General features: G+C 31.7%; 16 protein-coding genes. 2 read left to right on the top strand and 14 right to left on the bottom strand.

Going from position 1 to position 19,169, the window contains the following annotated elements:
* Window positions 1–200 precede the first annotated feature (200 nt).
* From secG to AACQ14_RS09470, 9 genes are all read right to left on the bottom strand, one after another.
* The gene (secG, locus tag AACQ14_RS09510) at window positions 201–449 is read right to left on the bottom strand and encodes a preprotein translocase subunit SecG (protein ID WP_339363347.1); all 249 of its coding nucleotides are present in this window, start codon (window positions 447–449) and stop codon (window positions 201–203) included.
* A 134-nt stretch (window positions 450–583) separates the two neighbouring features.
* A complete protein-coding gene (locus tag AACQ14_RS09505; protein ID WP_339363346.1) occupies window positions 584–1,252 on the bottom strand; it encodes a PHP domain-containing protein in 669 nt (222 codons plus the stop codon).
* 60 nt (window positions 1,253–1,312) lie between these two features.
* Window positions 1,313–2,632: a phosphopyruvate hydratase gene (gene eno, locus AACQ14_RS09500; protein WP_339363345.1), complete on the bottom strand. Its 1,320-nt coding sequence runs from the start codon at window positions 2,630–2,632 to the stop codon at window positions 1,313–1,315.
* Window positions 2,633–2,847: 215 nt separating this feature from the next.
* A complete protein-coding gene (gpmI, locus tag AACQ14_RS09495) occupies window positions 2,848–4,386 on the bottom strand; it encodes a 2,3-bisphosphoglycerate-independent phosphoglycerate mutase (protein WP_339363344.1) in 1,539 nt (512 codons plus the stop codon).
* 78 nt (window positions 4,387–4,464) lie between these two features.
* Window positions 4,465–5,214: a triose-phosphate isomerase gene (gene tpiA, locus AACQ14_RS09490; protein WP_339363362.1), complete on the bottom strand. Its 750-nt coding sequence runs from the start codon at window positions 5,212–5,214 to the stop codon at window positions 4,465–4,467.
* A gap of 26 nt (window positions 5,215–5,240) precedes the next feature.
* Entirely contained in the window at window positions 5,241–6,434 is a 1,194-nt protein-coding gene (locus AACQ14_RS09485) for a phosphoglycerate kinase (protein WP_339363343.1), read from the bottom strand.
* Between the two features lie 190 nt (window positions 6,435–6,624).
* Complete coding sequence (gene gap, locus AACQ14_RS09480) at window positions 6,625–7,614, bottom strand: type I glyceraldehyde-3-phosphate dehydrogenase (protein ID WP_339363342.1); 990 nt, start codon at window positions 7,612–7,614, stop codon at window positions 6,625–6,627.
* 69 nt (window positions 7,615–7,683) lie between these two features.
* The gene (locus tag AACQ14_RS09475; protein WP_339363341.1) at window positions 7,684–8,715 is read right to left on the bottom strand and encodes a sugar-binding transcriptional regulator; all 1,032 of its coding nucleotides are present in this window, start codon (window positions 8,713–8,715) and stop codon (window positions 7,684–7,686) included.
* Between the two features lie 187 nt (window positions 8,716–8,902).
* Window positions 8,903–10,573, bottom strand: a complete 1,671-nt coding sequence (locus tag AACQ14_RS09470; RefSeq protein WP_339363340.1) for a Na/Pi cotransporter family protein — start codon at window positions 10,571–10,573, stop codon at window positions 8,903–8,905.
* A gap of 448 nt (window positions 10,574–11,021) precedes the next feature.
* Between AACQ14_RS09470 and AACQ14_RS09465 the strand changes: the two genes are divergently transcribed.
* Both AACQ14_RS09465 and AACQ14_RS09460 read left to right on the top strand, forming a co-directional pair.
* The gene (locus tag AACQ14_RS09465; protein ID WP_339363339.1) at window positions 11,022–11,834 is read left to right on the top strand and encodes a histidinol-phosphatase HisJ family protein; all 813 of its coding nucleotides are present in this window, start codon (window positions 11,022–11,024) and stop codon (window positions 11,832–11,834) included.
* Window positions 11,835–11,976: 142 nt separating this feature from the next.
* A complete protein-coding gene (locus AACQ14_RS09460; RefSeq protein WP_339363338.1) occupies window positions 11,977–12,978 on the top strand; it encodes a patatin-like phospholipase family protein in 1,002 nt (333 codons plus the stop codon).
* Between the two features lie 153 nt (window positions 12,979–13,131).
* On the opposite strand, the gene mnmA is transcribed toward AACQ14_RS09460, so the two are convergent.
* The 5 genes from mnmA to AACQ14_RS09435 all read right to left on the bottom strand — a co-directional run bounded on the left by mnmA (window position 13,132) and on the right by AACQ14_RS09435 (window position 18,959).
* Window positions 13,132–14,214, bottom strand: coding sequence for a tRNA 2-thiouridine(34) synthase MnmA (gene mnmA / locus AACQ14_RS09455; protein ID WP_339363337.1), 1,083 nt, complete (start codon window positions 14,212–14,214; stop codon window positions 13,132–13,134).
* A gap of 85 nt (window positions 14,215–14,299) precedes the next feature.
* Complete coding sequence (gene nifU, locus AACQ14_RS09450) at window positions 14,300–14,740, bottom strand: Fe-S cluster assembly scaffold protein NifU (RefSeq protein WP_339363336.1); 441 nt, start codon at window positions 14,738–14,740, stop codon at window positions 14,300–14,302.
* Window positions 14,741–14,791: 51 nt separating this feature from the next.
* Window positions 14,792–15,973: a cysteine desulfurase NifS gene (gene nifS / locus AACQ14_RS09445; RefSeq protein ID WP_339363335.1), complete on the bottom strand. Its 1,182-nt coding sequence runs from the start codon at window positions 15,971–15,973 to the stop codon at window positions 14,792–14,794.
* Window positions 15,974–16,026: 53 nt separating this feature from the next.
* Window positions 16,027–16,446 (bottom strand): RrF2 family transcriptional regulator, encoded by a 420-nt coding sequence (locus AACQ14_RS09440; protein WP_339363334.1) that lies wholly within the window; start codon window positions 16,444–16,446, stop codon window positions 16,027–16,029.
* 143 nt (window positions 16,447–16,589) lie between these two features.
* A complete protein-coding gene (locus tag AACQ14_RS09435) occupies window positions 16,590–18,959 on the bottom strand; it encodes an ATP-dependent Clp protease ATP-binding subunit (RefSeq protein ID WP_339363333.1) in 2,370 nt (789 codons plus the stop codon).
* Window positions 18,960–19,169 lie beyond the last annotated feature (210 nt).

Raw genomic sequence — 19,169 nt, 5'->3', positions numbered from 1 at the left:
TTCAAAAATTTATTTTTTTAGCATCTTCATATAACCCATTATAGATTATATATATATAACTAATATATTTTTTACTTATAGTATTTGTTAAATTTATTGTTATTATTTATATAAAATTAAACTAATAGGAAGGAACTAAATGTATAAGTTTCCTATAGCAAAAAAAACACCCTGCTTTGATGCAAAGTGCTTTACTTTTATTATTGGTATTTAATTAATAAACTTAATACTACAGATAAAACAATAAAAAGTATTGCCCCTACTCTAGTAAATTTTTCTAATTTACCTTCCATAGAACGAGCCTTGTTTTTACCCCAATAAGTTTCAGCAGCTCCACCAATTGCACCTGATAATCCTGCAGCTTTTCCTTTTTGTAAAAGCACTACAGCAATTAGTCCTAAACATAATATGAAATATACTATTTCAACAATTATTATTAACGCTCCCACGGTTACACCTCCTAAAGTTTAACACTAGTATTTTAGCACAAACTATGTATTAATTCAACTATTTTTTCCACTTAAATTTTTATAAACTAATAAAAGTAGCTACAATCTGCAAAAAGCAAAGTGCCAGTACATCTTTATCCTCTGAACAATGTATAATCTTTACTTTTTAAAACTTTAATTAAATTATTATTAGTTTTTATTCTATTGCTAGTAAGTATACCCCCATTATTTTCATCTCCATATTCATGGAAATCAGAACCTGAAATCATATATAGATCATTTTTACTAGCTATTACTTCTATTTCATCGTTATGTGAATCATGACGTGAATTTCCATTATGTACTTCAACACCATCCAATAATGCTATATCCTCTAAATGACAATATCCCCTTAATGGATGTGCCTGATAGAACAACAAATTATTTTCTCTACAAAACTTACTCAAACCTTCAAAACCCATATTCAATAAATCTTTCGATTTCATTAAAATTTCTTCAGTGATACCATATATGAGAAAATCATTTGTTTTTGTATTATTAAAAGCCAACTCAATTCCTAGTAATACATCCATATCGTATTTATCACCTTGGTATTTTGCGTTCCTATACCCTCTTAAAAAGTCCTCTACCTTTTCTTCCCAAGTTGCAAATTCACTAGTATTAAAGAATACTGGTCTATAATGGTCAGTAATTACAACACCTGAATAACCATTATCTCTATAAACTTCTATCATATCAGCTGCTGCTACATGAGAGCAAGGACTAGTTTCTTTTGTATGAACATGTAAATCATATTTATACATAATCTTCACCTACTTATTACAAAATTAAAGACCCCGACGAATCGAGGTCTATTAATTGAATTATTTATCTTTTAAATTAAACCAAGCATCAAGTCCTCTATATTCAGCTGCATCTTCTAATTCTTCTTCAATTCTTAATAATTGATTATATTTAGCAACACGGTCAGATCTACAAGGTGCTCCTGTTTTAATTTGTCCTGCATTAGCAGCTACAACTATATCAGCAATAGTATTATCTTCTGTTTCACCAGAACGGTGTGATACAACTGCTGTATAACCAGCTCTATTAGCCATCTCTATAGCATTAAATGTTTCAGTTAATGTACCAATTTGATTAACTTTGATTAGGATAGAATTAGCAACTCCAAGGTCAATTCCTTTTTCTAATCTCTCAGTATTAGTTACGAATAAATCATCTCCAACTAATTGTACTCTGTCACCTAATCTTTCAGTTAATAATTTCCACCCTTCCCAGTCTTCTTCATCTAATCCATCTTCTATAGAGATGATTGGGAATTTGTTAAGTAAGTCTTCGTAATAGTCAACTAATTCTTCTGAAGTTCTTATTACTTCTTCACCTTTCATTTTGCTTTCGCCTGGGAAGTGGTATTTACCAGTTTCTTCATTATATAATTCTGAAGCTGCTACGTCCATAGCGATTCTCATATCATCACCAGGTTGATATCCAGCTCTTTCAATTGCATCAATAATAATCCCTATAACTTCTTCAGATGAAGCTATATCAGGTGCAAATCCACCTTCATCACCAATACTAGTTGCTAAACCTTTTTCATTTAAAACTTTTTTAAGATTATGATATACCTCTGCACACATTCTTAGAGCATCTTTAAAAGAAGTTGCACCTACTGGCATAATCATGAATTCTTGAATATCAACTGTATTATCAGCATGCTCTCCACCATTTAATATATTCATCATTGGTACAGGCATTACTTTAGCATTAAAACCACCTAGGTATTGATATAATGACATACCAACAGCTTCTGCTGCTGCTTTTGCAACTGCCATTGATACACCAAGAATAGCATTAGCTCCTAATTTACCTTTGTTGTTAGTTCCATCTAATTCAATTAATTTTTGGTCAATTTTTACTTGGTCAAGTGCATTCATTCCAATTATTTCTTCAGCTATAATATTATTAACATTATCTACTGCATTCTCTACACCTTTGCCCATATAACGGTCTCCACCATCTCTAAGCTCCACTGCTTCAAATGCTCCTGTTGATGCTCCTGAAGGAACTGCTGCACGTCCTAAATATCCGTCTTCTGTCACTACTTCTACTTCCACTGTTGGGTTAGCTCTTGAGTCAAGTATTTCTCTTGCATAAACGTCAATAATCTCTACAAAACTCTTCATACTTTTTTCTCCTTTCGTATCTATTAAGAATTATATTAATTAAAAGGTAAATATTGTATATATGCAATATAGCAAGTTAATAGAATCGGTCAACATATATTATTACTCATAAGATAAATCTTATACTCTATATTTTACCCATATTAATATCTTATTAAAAAAATATAAATTATATATTGAACTTAACATATATACCCCATTTCAATAAGTTTAATCTATTTATCCTTTAATAAAGATTCACCAGTCATTTCAGCTGGTTTTTCAACTTCCATTAATTCAAGTAGTGTAGGGGCAATATCTGCTAGCTTTCCACCTTCTCGTAGTGTCACATTATCTTTATAGTTAACTAAGATAAATGGAACTGGATTAGTTGTATGTGCTGTAAATGGGTCTCCTGTTTTGTAATCAATCAATTGTTCTGAATTACCATGGTCAGCACAGATAAACATTTGACCATCTGCTTCAATTAAAGCATCAAGTGTTCTTCCAACACAGCTGTCAACTGTCTCAACTGCTTTAATTACTGCTTTCTCTATTCCTGTGTGTCCAACCATATCAGGATTAGCAAAGTTAACGATGATAAGATCATATTTATCTGATTTAATAGCTTTTACTAAATTATCACATACTTCATTGGCACTCATCTCTGGCTGTAAATCATAAGTAGCAACTTTTGGTGATGGTACTAATATTCTATCTTCGCCTTTATTAGGTTCTTCAATACCACCATTAAAGAAAAATGTAACATGAGCATATTTTTCTGTTTCAGCCAATCTAAGTTGTTTTAATCCTTTATTAGCTAAATATTCACCTAAAGTATTTTTTAGCATAACCTTATGGAATGCTACTATTTTATTAGGTATAGTAACGTCATAATCTGTAAAACAAACATAAGTTACTTTGAAGAATTCTCTTTCAAATTTATCAAATTTATCATCACAAAAAGCTCTTGTTATTTGTCTAGCTCTGTCTGGTCTAAAATTAAAGCATATTATTGAATCATTTTCACTAATCTTACCAGTTGGTTTTCCTTCTGCTAAAACAACAGTTGGAAGTACGAATTCATCATATACATCTTCATGATATGAGCCTTGTATAGCGGCTAAGGCACTCTTAGCAAGTTTTCCTTCACCTTTTACCATTGCATCATACGCAAGTTTTTCTCTTTCCCAACGATTATCTCTATCCATAGCGTAATAGCGTCCCATTACAGTAGCTATTTTACCAACGCCAATTTCTCTCATTTTTTCTTCTAACTCTTCAAGATAATCTTTACCTGAAGCTGGAGGTGTATCTCTACCATCTAAAAATGCATGTACATAAACTTTTTCAATATTATGTTCTTTTGCTAATTTCAATAATGCATATAAATGTGTATTATGTGAATGTACACCCCCATCTGATAATAGACCATATAGGTGCAATGCTGATTCATTTACTTTACAATTGTCTATTGCTGCAAGTAACGCTGTATTTTTATAGAAATCTCCATTTTCTATTTCTTTAGTGATTCTAGTAAGCTCTTGGTAAACAATTCTTCCTGCGCCAATATTGAGATGCCCTACTTCTGAGTTACCCATTTGTCCATGAGGTAATCCAACATCTAATCCACTAGCAAATCCTTCAACACAAGGATATGTTTTCATAATCTTATCCAAGTTAGGTTTTTTTGCAAGTTTAACTCCATTCCCTTCAGTCTTTTCATTAAGTCCAAATCCATCTAATATCATTAATACTGTTGGTTTTTTTGACATTTCATAACTCCTTCTTATCGAATCTATAATAGACTAGAAGGTTATGAATAAATTCATAACCTTATCTAATAATCATTATTATTTGTAATTTACTACCTTACCAAAATCAGCCTTCAGACTAGCTCCACCAACTAATCCTCCATCAATATTTTCCATTGCGAAGAGTTCTTTTGCATTACCTGCATTAACACTTCCACCATATTGAATTCGAACTGCATCAGCTACTTCTTCATCATAAACTTCTTTAACTACTTGACGTATAGCTGCACAAACTTCTTCAGCTTGTTCAGATGTAGCAGTTTTACCAGTTCCTATAGCCCATATTGGTTCGTAAGCAAGAACAACATTTTTAGCATCTTCTTTAGCAACGTCTTTAAGTGCAACTTTGATTTGTGCTCTTATAAGATCTACTGTTATTCCTTGTTCTCTCTGCTCTAATGTTTCACCACAGCAAATAATTGGTGTTAAGCCATGTTCTATAGCTTTAAGTACTTTTTTATTAACTATTTCATTAGTTTCTCCAAAATATTCTCTTCTTTCGGAGTGACCTAATACAACGTATTTAACTCCAATTTCAGTTAACATATTTGGAGCAATCTCTCCAGTGTAAGCTCCGCTTTCTTCAAAGTACATGTTTTGTGCACCTATTTCAATGTTACAATCTTTTGTAGCTTCAACAGCTAATACTAATGAAACATAAGGTGTACAAAATACAACATCTACATCATCATTTTTAACTAATGGTTTTAACTCTTCAATTAAAGCTAATGCTTCTCTTGGAGTTTTATTCATCTTCCAGTTTCCTGCAATAATCATCTTACGCATTATACCAACCTCCATTTATATTGTTATAACTATTTATCGTTTGCTGCTGCAACACCTGGTAATTCTTTTCCTTCTAAGAATTCAAGTGAAGCACCACCACCTGTAGAAATATGAGTCATTTTATCCCCGAATCCAAGTTGGTTAACAGCTGCTGCTGAATCACCACCACCGATGATAGTTGTTGCATCAGTTTCAGCTAATGCTTTTGCTACAGCAATTGTTCCACCTGCAAAGTTTTCAAATTCAAATACACCCATTGGTCCGTTCCAAACAACTGTCTTTGCGTCTTTTACAGCACCAGCGAATATTTCTCTAGTTTCTTCTCCAATATCAAGACCTTCCCAATCAGGTTCGATCATTCCTCTTTTTACAGTCTTGAATGGTGTGTCATTCTTGAATTCTTGTGCTACTACATTATCAACTGGTAATAAGAAATTAACACCTTTTTCTTTTGCTTTTTCAATCATTTCTCTTGCATAATCAATTTTATCTTCTTCAAGTAATGATAAACCAACTTCATTACCCATAGCTTTTAAGAATGTATAAGCCATTCCTCCACCTATGATTAGAGTATCTACTTTATCAAGAAGATTATTAATAACATTTATTTTATCAGATACTTTTGCTCCACCAAGAATAGCTACAAAAGGTCTCTTTGGATTATTTACAGCGTTGCCCAAGAAGTCAATTTCTTTTTGCATTAAATAACCTACTACACAAGTATCAACATAATTAGTTACTCCAACATTAGAACAATGTGCTCTATGAGCAGTTCCAAATGCATCATTAACAAACATTTCAGCTAGACTTCCTAATTCCTTACTGAAATCTTCACCATTTTTTGTTTCTTCTTTTCTGTAACGAGTATTTTGAAGAAGTACTACATCTCCATCTTTCATGTCAGCAACAGCTTTTTTAGCATTGTCACCAACTACATTGTCGTCTGCTGCAAAAACAACTTCTTTATTTAATAATTCTGAAAGTCTTTTTGCTACTGGAGCAAGTGAAAGCTCTGGCTTAGGTTCTCCTTTTGGTTTTCCAAGGTGTGAGCAAAGAATAACTTTTGCACCATCTTTAATTAATTTATTAATTGTAGGTAATGCTGCTGTTAAACGGTTCTCATCAGTAATTACACCATCTTTTAAAGGTACGTTAAAATCACATCTTACTAGGACTTTCTTACCTTGTACATTTATATCGTCAACTGTCTTTTTATTAAGCATTGGTAGTCGTCTCCCTTCTAATACTTGATTTATGTTAGTTAATCTCAATATAACTAGTTTATTTTGAAATTTTCTAACTTTTCTAATCAACTTTAATACTCATATGAGTATTAAAAAAGTCCTCCCTATAGTCTGACCTACAAGAGAGGACCATATGGACCTTATATAAATCTATTCAAACTTATATTAATTAAAGTCTTTCAGCTACATATTTTGCTAAGTCAATAATTCTGTTTGAATAACCCCACTCATTATCATACCAAGAAACTACTTTAACTAAGCTTCCTTCCATAACAAGTGTTGCTAATCCATCAACGATTGATGAACGTGAATCTTTTCTGTAATCAATTGATACTAATGGTTCATCAGAGTATCCAAGTACGTTACTTCCTTCAGCTGCTGCTTTTAAAGCTCCGTTAACTTCTTCAACTGTTACTTCTTTTCCTAATTCTACAGTTAAGTCAACAACAGATACTGTAGGAGTAGGTACACGCATAGCCATACCAGTTAATTTACCTTTTAATGAAGGGATAACTTTTGCTACTGCTTCAGCTGCTCCTGTAGTTGTAGGGATAATAGACTCAGCTGCTGCACGAGCTCTTCTTAAATCTTCGTGAGGTAAGTCTAAGATTCTTTGGTCATTAGTGTATGAGTGAACTGTAGTCATGATACCTCTTTTGATTCCGAAAGTATCATTTAATACTTTAGCGAATGGTGCTAAACAGTTAGTTGTACAAGAAGCGTTATCAATGATATTATCTTCTGCTGGGTTATAATCTTCTTCGTTAACACCCATTACAATTGATTTTGTTCCTTTACCAGGAGCTGAAATGATTACTTTCTTTGCACCAGCATCAATATGTAATTGAGCTTTTTCTTTTTGTCTGAATAAACCAGTTGACTCAATAACAATATCAACACCTAATTCTTTCCAAGGAAGATCTGCAGGATTTCTTTCAGCTAATACTTTGATTTCTTTTCCATTAACTACTAAAGCTCCATTTCCAACTTCTACAGTTCCTTCAAATTTACCAAAGCATGAATCATATTTTAATAAGTGAGCTAATGTATTAGCATCAGTTAAATCATTAATAGCTACGATGTCAACTCCTTGTTCCATAGCTACTTTAAATGCGTTACGTCCGATACGTCCAAATCCATTAATTGCAATTTTTGCCATATTCTTGTTCCTCCTAAAATTATAATTTTTATATTAAACTGTATAACAGTTAATAAACACAATCTAGTTTTACTTCATAATCTCAATAATTCTATTAGCTGCATCTTCATCAATTATCAGTGAACCATTTTTAATAATATTTTTTACAGCCATTATAGCTTCTGCTTTTTTAGCTCCTCCCGCTACAGCTATAGGATAAGGAGTCTTAGTCATATGTTCTAATTTTATACCAATTGACCTTGATGTATACACTATTTCACCATTTTTATTAAAATAATAACCCAATGCTTCAGCAACAGCCTGCCTTCTATGAAGAAAATCCATAACTGGTTCAGGTAGATTCCTTCTTCCAGCCATTTCATAAGCATTACCTATACCAAAAAGTATTATATTCGCTTTTAGGATATTAGATATGGTTTGCTCGATTTCAGGTTCTTTTCTTACACTGTCAAGTGCCTTTTTACTTAAATTATCTGGTATATTTAGAAGTTCATAATCTCCATTCAGCTTCTTAGCAAGCTTAGATACTATAGTATTAGCTTGATATTCAACATTATTCCTTAAACTACCTCTAGCTGGAACAACTAGTACGTTTTCATAGGTTGTATTTGGTTTATTATTCAAAGATTTAACTACATTGTACACTGTACTTCCACCAGTAAGAGCAATTATAGTATTATCTTTTATGTGTTTTAATAAAACATCAACTGCGGCTTTTCCAATATTTTCTTTTATCTCTTCATATTCAGATGAATTACCAGGTACAACAACTACCTCTTTGCAGCCTATAAGTCTCTTAACTTCTTCTTCCATATAATTAAGACCTTTTACATGATGCATAATCTCTTTCAAATCATCCAGTATAGTATCTCCAGAATCAGTAGTACTCATACCAACACTTGATACTAGTATAAAACCTTGTGATTTCAAATATTCAGTTTCATTCCTAATAATTTTTTCTGATATTGATAATTTTTGGGATAAACTTCGTCTTCCTATTGGTTGATAAATATGTATTCCCTTTAATATTTCGTATCTTCGTTGCAATATATCAATCTCTTTTGGAATAATTTTCTTAAGTGTTAACAAGGTATTTTCCATTACAAATCACCTTTCGGTACCTTCTGGGGCCCTATGAACAATTATAGTCCCTATTGCTTCAAAAAAAAGGAATTAAACCACCAATTCATCCCAATTTATATTATAAACAATGTAGTATATAATTTCAAGTTTTTTTTGTGTTTTTAACAAAATATTAAACAAGGGGCAGTTATCTGCCCCCTCTAATTTATAATAATTCATCTCTTACATAATAAGCAATATTTAGTGCATGGTCTGATATTCTTTCATAATTGCTTATTAAATCTAAAAATACCACACCAGTAGTTGAATCGCATATGTTTTGAGCTAATCTCCTGATATGTTTCTCCCTTAACTCATCCTCTAATTCATCTACTAAATCTTCGTTTTGCTCAACCTTTCTAACAAGATCAACATCATCATTTTCTCTTGACTTTATTGCAAGTTCTATTGTTTCAGTAGCTCTATTTGATATATCCAATAATTCCTTGTTCGCACTTTCAGAGAAAATTAGATTATTTTCAATGAAATACTCTGCAAGTTCTGCTATATTTTCAGCATGATCTCCAACACGTTCAATATCATTAACTGTATGGAATAGATTAGTTACAACCTCATTTTGGCTTTCGTTAATAACTGAGTTACTTATCTTTATTAAATACTCTGTTATAAGTTTTTCTAAAGCATTAATGTTCTTTTCTTCTTCATAGACTTTATTAACTTTGTCCACATCTTTTTCTATTATTGCGGTAGTAGCACATTTAACATTTTCTACAGCTAAATAACCCATGTGTATGACTTCTTTGATTGCGTTTTCTACAGCAAAACTTGGAGTTTCCAATATTCTATCATCAAGATGTCTTAGGGCAACTTGTTCTTCCGTTTGATCTTCGTCATCTTTACCTCTTACAATTCTGTTAGACAGAGATACAAGTTTATCTGCAAATGGGAATAGAATAACCGTATTACTGATATTAAATACTGTATGGAATATACTTATACCTACCATATTAACAGCTACATTATTACCAAAATTAGAATTAATGAATGTAAAATATACTACACATAATATTGCAAATATCACTGTACCAATTACGTTAAACAGCAAATGGATATAAGCAGCTCTTTTAGCTGTTTTATTAGCTCCAATACTTGATAACATTGCTGTTACACAAGTACCAATGTTTTGTCCAAGGATAATATATACTGCTGCACTCCAAGGAACAAAAGTTACTGTTGCTACTGTTTGCAAAATACCAACTGATGCCGAACTACTCTGAATGATTGCTGTTACAACTGCACCTGTTAATATACCTAAGACTGGATTTTTTCCAAACATTTTAAATGCTTCTGTAAATGCTGGTGAATCTTGGAAAGGTTCTATTGCATCTTTCATATATTCAAGACCTATAAATAATAGACCAAAGCCAATGATAATCTCACCAATTTGTTTCTTGCGTTGATTTTTTGCAAAAAATAGGAACAATGCACCAATTCCAATAGCCAATGGTGCTAATTTTGATGGTTTCAAGAATACTAACCATTCCTGACTTGATACTATCCAAGAAGTAATGGTTGTACCAATGTTTGCTCCCATTATAACTCCTACAGCTTGTGATAGATTGAATAAGCCTGCGTTAACAAATCCAACTACCATTACAGTACAAGCAGAACTACTTTGAATAATGGCTGTAACCAGTGCACCAACTGTTACTGCTAAAAATCTATTGTTGGTTAATGCACCCAGAAGACTCTTCATCTTATTACCTGCTGATTTTTGAAGACCTTCAGCCATAATGTGCATACCGTATAGGAACATACCAAAACCGCCAATAAATGCAAAAAATATAAATATGTATTCCTTTGTTAGCCAATTCATTTAGATATTTCCTCCTAATTGTGATATATATTTTGTCTTAGAGAATAAATAGAGTGAAACTTAAAAATAAATAACAGAATAAAATATTATGTAAATAAAATGTTAATTTATTATTAACAACACATTAATAGTATCATAATCATTTCATTAAAAACAAGCAAAAATATTTATCAATAATTATTTTTTTTTACTTGTTTTTTAGTAATTATGCCAAATATACCTGTAATAACTGAACAATACACTTACACCTCTTGTTGTTTTTATTGTTTTTTAGTATAATATTCAGATAAAGATTTATACATTTTTTACTACACAATTTTAATAATTACTAATCTTAATCATTTCCAAATATTTAATAATTCACTTATTATATATTATTATTAAAAACCATTAATTTTATTAAGTAATTATTTTCATAAATTTATTTATAGAAAGAAAGGTGTTAAATATGAGTTACTATGATTTCCATACACATACATCATTTTCAGGTGATTGTAAATATCCAATGGAAACACAGATTTTACATGCTATCCAACACAATTTTGGTAAATTATGCTTTACAGATCATTATGACTATGATTATCCCAGCACACCTGAGTTAGCCTTTGATATTGACTTACCTAATTACTACAAAACATTTCTTGAACTAAAAGAAAAATATAAAAATAAAATCCAATTATTGTTTGGTATAGAATTAGGTCTGCAACCACATATATACAATACTGTCAATAAAGTCATTAATAATTACCCTTTTGATTTTGTTATCGCTTCAACACATGTTGTAGATAAACTTGACCCATATTTTGGTTCGTACTATTTAAACAAAACTAAAAAAGAAGCTTATTCCAGGTACTTAGAAGACATTCTATATAATGTAACCAACTTTGACAATTATAATGTATACGGTCACCTTGATTATATAATACGTTATGGACATTATGAAGATAAAAAATTATACTACTATAATTATAGTGAACTTATCGATAAAATATTAATGCAAATTATAGAAACAGGTCATGGAATAGAACTTAATACCTCCGGTTATCGCAAAAACTTAAACGAACCACATCCTAATATAGAAATTATACAACGATACAGACAATTAGGCGGTGAAATAATTACAATCGGTTCCGACGCTCACTTTCCTGAACATCTTGCATATAACTTTGATGTGGCTTACAAAGTTTTAAAAGAATGCGGTTTCAAATATTTTACAATATTTGAACAAAGAAAACCTGAATTCATTAAAATACCTGATTAAAATCAATAGTAAGCTAATAGAAGAAAAAGAATTTTGTGATTATATCTAAGATTACTAGGAAGCAAAATGCTTTTTCTTATTTAGTTATAAAAGACAAGAAGTTTCATATATAATTTAAATAAGAAACTCTTTAGGTGTTGACATGGTTAATAATAAAAAAGAAATTGTTAAAATTCTATCTATTGACGGCGGTGGTGTACGAGGTCTTATTCCATGTATATTTCTAGACCATCTTAGAAACGAATTAGATAGTTTTGGTAACAAAACACCTTTTTACGATTTATTTGATGTTATATCAGGCACTTCTACTGGTTCATTAATATCATTAATGTTAATTAAACCACCAGAAGATTATACGGACCATGAAAGACTGGATCTATTATTAGACTTATACGAAAACAAAACAAAAGAAATATTTTCTGAAGCAAAATGTGAAATATGCCAAACAATCAAACACTTCTTTCGACCTAAATACAATGGCAGACCACTACGAAGATTACTACGACAAAACTTCAAGAACCTTACACTAGAAGATTCTCTATCCAATTTAATTATACCTACCTATGATATGATATCCATGAGACCATATTTATTCAAATATCGCACAGACGTTAAAGATTACTACCATAATTTTTTCCTGAAAGACGTTGGTTTATCATCATCAGCTGCACCTACATACTTACCCCCTGCTAATGTCAAATCCATAACAACAGGTGAATCTTATTGCTTTGTAGATGGAGGAATATTCTGCAATAACCCTTCACTATGCGCCTATACATATGCAAAAAAACTATACCCCCATGCAAAACAATATATAATTGTATCCCTGGGTACCGGCGAATATGTAAGAACCTACGAATGCAAAAAGGTAAAAAAATGGGGAGTCCTAGGATGGATGAACCCTATCAATGGAATACCTCTACTAACTGCATACATGGATTCCCAAATGGAAAGTGACAACTACATCATCAACAGCATGGATGACGTCAAAGAATATAGATTCGAAATATCCCTCAATGGAATATCCTCCGAATTAGACGATTCATCAGAAAGAAATATAGACTTCCTAAAAGGAAAAGCCGCGGAACTTATCCTACTAAACAGACACAAAATAAATCAACTAGTAAAACTATTGAATATTTAAAATAAATAACCATATATAATGATAAGAACAACCTTTTACAGCTTGTTGTATCCTTATTAAAACAGATAAAACAACAAATGTAACGAAAGTGATTATCACTATATATGGTTTTAATATACTACCGTTATCCACTTAATTCTTAAACAAAATTCCCTATCTTCTTATTATGCTTCCTCCACCAATAAGAATATCCCCATCATAAAACACCACTGCTTGCCCCGGTGTTATAGCTCTCTGTGGCTCATCAAATACACATTTCAATGTATCTTCATCAACCATCTCTATAGTACACGAAGCAGGTTTATGACTATAACGAATCTTAGCCTCTACCTTCAACTTGCCTTCTATCTCTTCTATTGCCATCAGATTAACATTATCAGCATATAACGTATCACTGAATACGTCACTATTATCTCCAATAACAACTTCATTAGTATCCGGTTTTATCTCTACAACAAAAGCCGGTTTGCCTAAAGATAATCCAAGACCTTTACGTTGACCTACCGTATAATTAATTATCCCCTTATGTCTACCTAAGACTTTTCCATTCACATCTACAAAATTACCCTCAGGGATTTTTTTATTAGTATAATCTTCTATAAAAGCTGAATAATCATTATCAGGTACAAAACAAATTTCTTGACTATCTGGTTTATTGGCAATTCTTACATTTATCTTTTCTGCAATTTTCCTAACTTCTTCTTTAGAATACTCACCAACTGGCATGAGTGTATGTTTTAATTGAGCTTGAGTAAGGTTATATAATGCATAAGTCTGGTCTTTTCTTATACCAACCGCTTTCTTTAATGTATATCTTCCATTAGGTAATTCTATAACCCTAGCATAATGTCCTGTTGCTATATATTTAGCACCTATAGCAAGACTCCTTTTAAGCATTGACTCCCATTTTACATATCTATTACATGCAATACATGGATTAGGCGTATTACCTTTTTGATATTCATCAACGAAATAATCTATAACATTATCCTTGAACTCTCCTTTGAAATTCATAACATAATAGGGAATTCCAAGAGCATCTGCAACACGACGGGCATCATCTACAGCACTAAGGCCACAACATCCAGCATTTTCTTCTTGGATATCTGTTTCTTCATCCTGCCATATCTGCATTGTTACTCCGATAACATCGTAACCTTGTTCTTTTAGTAGATAAGCTGCAACGGAACTATCAACTCCACCTGACATACCAACTACTACTTTTTCTTTGTCCATTTAATCACCTGTTCTATATATTACACAACTTTTTAAGTATTATTCATAAATCAGTTATATCATTGAATCTCCCTATCAATATTTTTTATTCATCTTCTGTATCAATAGGATGGTCATCATGTATATCTGCCTTTGGTGGTTCTAGCCCTTCTATCTCAATACCATGCTTCTTGGAATAGTCCCATAAAGCTGCATGTAAAGCTTCTTCAGCTAATAATGAACAGTGTATTTTAGCTTTTGGTAATCCATCTAGCGCTTCTACAACTGCATCATTAGTAATTTTTAAAGCGTCTTTTATTGATTTTCCCTTAACTAATTCTGTTGCAATACTACTTGTTGCTACTGCAGCACCACATCCAAAAGTTTTAAAAGTTACATCTTTGATAATTTCATCTTCCACTTTTAGGTAGATACGCATAATGTCCCCACATTTAGCGTTTCCAACAGTACCAACACCGTCTGCATTTTCAAGTTCTCCCATATTTCTAGGGTTAACAAAATGATCCATTACTTTTTTAGTATACATAACTAACACCTCAATTTTTTTTATTTATTAACAAGTACCTAATTATTTACTCTATTTATTGTTTTTTACAAAATCCTCATATAAAGGTGACATATCTCTTAATCTCTTAACTATACCTGGTAAAACTTCAATAATATAATTTATATCTTCTTCTGTATTATCAATTCCTAAAGTTAATCTTAATGAACCATGTGCTATTTCATGAGGAAGACCAATACCTAATAATACATGAGATGGATCAAGTGAACCTGATGTACAAGCAGAACCGCTAGATGCACTTATACCTTTCATGTCTAACATAATAAGTAATGATTCTCCTTCAATAAATTCAAAACTATAATTAACATTGTTAGGTAATCTTTTTAATGGGTCACCATTCAACTTGCAATATGGTATTTCTTCTTTAATGCCTTTTATCAATTTATCTCTCAATTTAATTAATTTCTTAGTTTTTTCTTCCATGTTAGATTCAGCAATCTCTGATGCTTTACCTAATCCAACAATACCTGGAACATTCTCTGTTCCACCACGACGTCTTCTCTCTTGAGCTCCACCGTGAATGAAAGCCTTAAGCTTAATACCTTTCTTAACATACAAGGCACCTGTACCTTTTGGTCCATTGAGCTTATGACCAGTCAATGATAACATATCAATATTCATATCCGCTACATCTACTGGAACCTGTCCGATAGCTTGCACAGCATCAGTATGGAAAATAATTTTATTTTCTCTAGCTACTTCACCAATCTCTTTTATTGGCTGAATAGTTCCTATCTCATTATTAGCAAACATAATTGTTATTAAAATTGTTGTATCTTTTATTGCATTCTTAAGATCATCAATACTTATTAATCCATTTTCATCAACAGGTAAATAAGTAACTTCAAATCCATTTTTCTCAAGATACTCACATGTGTGTAAAACAGCGTGATGCTCAACAGTTGTAGTTATAATATGATTTCCTTTATTCTTATAACTCTCTGCTATACCTTTTATAGCCCAGTTATCAGCTTCTGTCGCTCCACTAGTAAAAAATATTTCTACTGGCTTGGCACCTATTAATTTCGCAACTTGTTCTCTTGCATCATCTATAGCATTTTTATTAATTTGTCCTATTTCATATATACTTGAAGGATTACCAAAATTCTGTGTAAAATATGGTAACATTGCTTCCAACACTTCTGGATGAACACTAGTTGTAGCAGCATTATCAAAATATACTTTTCTATCCATCTTTATCTCCTCTTTTACTGTATATTTTATTAATCATATTCTTCTAGATTTTACTATAAATCATTATGTCCTTCTACCAAATCTTGCAATGATATATTATTAACGACGTCATTAATACTATCACTAATTTTTTTCCAAACAATTTTTGTAATACAGCAATCAGCTTCATCACATTGTTTTTCTTCATTAACCAAAGCACAATCCACAGGATTAAGATCACCTTCTAGTGCTCTTAATATATCTCCAACAGAAATATCCTTCGGCGATTTTGCCAATGAATATCCACCTTTTGCGCCTCTTACACTTTTAACATACCCTGATTTCTTAAGAACAGAAATAATTTGCTCAAGATAGTTCATAGAAATACCTTGCCGCTGGGATATGCTTTTTAACGAGATATTGGTTTCCTTGCTATTCACAACTAGATCTACCATAGCTCTTAAACCATATCTACCTCTCGTCGATAATTTCATACTAACACCTCAATTCAATTCCTAGTAGAATACTAGGATTTAAATTTATTATAAGATTATCATTTTTTTTTACAAATGTCAATATGTGTATACAAAATATTTTAAACAATATTATAGGCCACCCACCAGGCAGCCTACAAATATTATTCATGTTCAATTGTATCTATATCATTATCCTTTACTTTAATCACAATCTTATCATCTTTCAAATTAAGAATCGCCGTACAACCATCTTTTATATTACCTTTAATGTAACTTTCAGCAATCTCATCTTCAATATATCTTTGTATTGTCCTTCTTAATGGTCTAGCACCATATTTTGCATCATAACCTTTTTCCAAGATGAATTCTTTGATGTCTTCAGCAATCTTAATAGTAATATTCTTAAGTTTTGCTTCTATAATTACTTCATTTAACATCAAATCAATAATATCTCTAAGTTCATCCTTATTCAACTCTGTAAATACTACCGTCTCATCTACTCTATTAAGAAATTCAGGTCTAAATACCTGCTCTAAAGCTTCTGTACATTTACGCTCAAGGCTGTCAAAATCATTTTTACCAAAACCTATACCATTAGTTTTCTGAGCTGTACCTGCATTTGATGTCATAATAATTACAGTATCTTCAAAACTTACCACACGTCCAGTATTATCAGTCAATCTTCCATCTTCTAATATCTGAAGTAGAATATTAAAAACATCAGCATGAGCCTTCTCAATTTCATCTAACAATATTACTGAATATGGTTTACGTCTTACTTTTTCAGTAAGCTGACCAGCTTGATCAAATCCTACGTATCCTGGAGGTGCTCCAATCAATTTGGATACAGTATGTTTCTCCATGAACTCTGACATATCAAATCTAATCATAGCATCTTCTGTACCATATAATTCATGGGCCAAAGCCTTAGTCAACTCAGTCTTACCTACACCAGTAGGACCTACAAAAATAAATGATGAAGGCTTTTTCCTCTTTCTAAATCCAGAACGATTTCTTCTAATTGATTTAGATAATCTAACAACTGCATTTTCTTGTCCTATAACTCTCTCATGCAACCTATCTTCTAAGTTAAGAAGTTTCTTAGCTTCTGATTCAGATATGTTTTGAACAGGAATCTTAGTCCATGCTTCAATAACATATGCAATATCTTCCTTATTAATAGCCACGTTATTACATTGTTTCTCTATCTTCTCTATCTTAGAAAGTAAATCAAATTCACTTACTTTACACCTTGCAGCTTTTTCATAATCATCGTTTGCTGCCGCTTCTTCCTTCTCATCAATGACTTTGCTTAATTCTCTTCTTAATGCTTCTAACTCAACTAATCCTAGATTTAATAAATTAGCACGAGAACCAGCTTCATCTATGACGTCAATTGCTTTATCTGGTAAAAATCTATCGTTAATATATCTTTCTGAAAGGTTTACCGCATATTCAATTATCTCATCTGATATCTTAACCTTATGAAAATCCTCATAATAATTCTTAATCCCTTTTAGTATCTCTATACTATCTTCAGCGCTAGGTTCATCAACCTTAACAGGTTGGAATCTTCTCTCTAATGCTGTATCCTTTTCTATGTGTTTTCTGTATTCATCGAGGGTTGTAGCACCTATTACTTGAATTTCGCCTCTAGCTAAAGCAGGTTTCAAAATATTAGCAGCATTCATTGAACCGCCTTCTGCTTCACCAGCGCCAACAATATTATGGACTTCATCTATAACAAGTATTACGTTACCGCACTCTTTTGCTTCGTTGATTATAGCTTTCATTCTAGATTCAAATTGTCCTCTAAATTGTGTACCCGCAACAACAGCCGTCAAATCCAATAAGTAGATTTCGGTACCAATTAGTTTTGCAGGTATTTGATTTTCAACTATTCTTACTGCAAGCCCCTCAGCAATTGCAGTTTTACCTACCCCTGGTTCTCCAATGAGAATAGGGTTGTTTTTAGAACGACGGTTTAGTATCTGTATAACTCTATCTATTTCTCTATTTCTACCAATAATTCTATCTACTTTACCGTTAATGGCATTTTCTGTTAAATTAATACCATAAGTATCAAGGTACTTACGTTTATTTTTCTTAGCAGTCTTTTTCTTCTTAGTTCTAACACCAGAACCAGAAGCATTATTAGTATTAGGTACTTGTTCTTGTTCCTGTTCTATCTCTTCTTCAGGTTGAAACTCTGATTTATTACTATTTTTCAATCCAGAAAAGGCACTATTTAATAAATTCATAAAAGAATTACCACCTTCTGCCCCATCAGGATCATTCATTGAAGATGTTAATTCGTCCATATCCACATTTTCAAACATAGTCATCATCTGTTGATTAACATTCTCAAATTCTTCTGGACTCATACCACTTTGACCCATTAGCTGGTCTAGAGGTGCGATACCACTTTTTTGTGCACACGGAAGACACATACCTAAACGTTCTTGCTTTCCATCAACTATCTTTGAAACAAAAACAACTGCTGTATTTTTATGGCAAATTGAGCACTTCATATATATCATCTCCTATATAAAAACAAACAACTATCTGCTTAGTTACTATTATCCTTACTATCTTATTAACTTAACACATTTACAGTTATTAGTCTATATTATTTACTAAATTATTTATGAAATTAACAGTTTATTAACAATTTTTCTATATTATATTCTTATTCTTTCCAATATAAAACAGCTATAATAAAGTTTCGGTTTTTAGTTATA

It is taken from the genome of Vallitalea maricola (genome assembly GCF_036985595.1).
Lineage (GTDB): Bacteria > Bacillota > Clostridia > Lachnospirales > Vallitaleaceae > Vallitalea > Vallitalea maricola.
This window is presented reverse-complemented; position numbering and strand designations above follow the sequence as displayed.

What these genes read in the sequence shown, in the direction of transcription:
- gap (WP_339363342.1), bottom strand. Translation starts at nt 7,614, where the DNA reads ATGGCAAAAATTGCAATTAATGGATTTGGACGTATCGGACGTAACGCA.
- gpmI (WP_339363344.1), bottom strand. Translation starts at nt 4,386, where the DNA reads ATGTCAAAAAAACCAACAGTATTAATGATATTAGATGGATTTGGACTT.
- AACQ14_RS09505 (WP_339363346.1), bottom strand. Translation starts at nt 1,252, where the DNA reads ATGTATAAATATGATTTACATGTTCATACAAAAGAAACTAGTCCTTGC.
- nifS (WP_339363335.1), bottom strand. Translation starts at nt 15,973, where the DNA reads ATGGATAGAAAAGTATATTTTGATAATGCTGCTACAACTAGTGTTCAT.
- nifU (WP_339363336.1), bottom strand. Translation starts at nt 14,740, where the DNA reads ATGTATACTAAAAAAGTAATGGATCATTTTGTTAACCCTAGAAATATG.
- mnmA (WP_339363337.1), bottom strand. Translation starts at nt 14,214, where the DNA reads ATGGACAAAGAAAAAGTAGTAGTTGGTATGTCAGGTGGAGTTGATAGT.
- eno (WP_339363345.1), bottom strand. Translation starts at nt 2,632, where the DNA reads ATGAAGAGTTTTGTAGAGATTATTGACGTTTATGCAAGAGAAATACTT.
- AACQ14_RS09460 (WP_339363338.1), top strand. Translation starts at nt 11,977, where the DNA reads ATGGTTAATAATAAAAAAGAAATTGTTAAAATTCTATCTATTGACGGC.
- AACQ14_RS09470 (WP_339363340.1), bottom strand. Translation starts at nt 10,573, where the DNA reads ATGAATTGGCTAACAAAGGAATACATATTTATATTTTTTGCATTTATT.
- AACQ14_RS09475 (WP_339363341.1), bottom strand. Translation starts at nt 8,715, where the DNA reads ATGGAAAATACCTTGTTAACACTTAAGAAAATTATTCCAAAAGAGATT.
- AACQ14_RS09440 (WP_339363334.1), bottom strand. Translation starts at nt 16,446, where the DNA reads ATGAAATTATCGACGAGAGGTAGATATGGTTTAAGAGCTATGGTAGAT.
- AACQ14_RS09465 (WP_339363339.1), top strand. Translation starts at nt 11,022, where the DNA reads ATGAGTTACTATGATTTCCATACACATACATCATTTTCAGGTGATTGT.
- AACQ14_RS09435 (WP_339363333.1), bottom strand. Translation starts at nt 18,959, where the DNA reads ATGAAGTGCTCAATTTGCCATAAAAATACAGCAGTTGTTTTTGTTTCA.
- AACQ14_RS09485 (WP_339363343.1), bottom strand. Translation starts at nt 6,434, where the DNA reads ATGCTTAATAAAAAGACAGTTGACGATATAAATGTACAAGGTAAGAAA.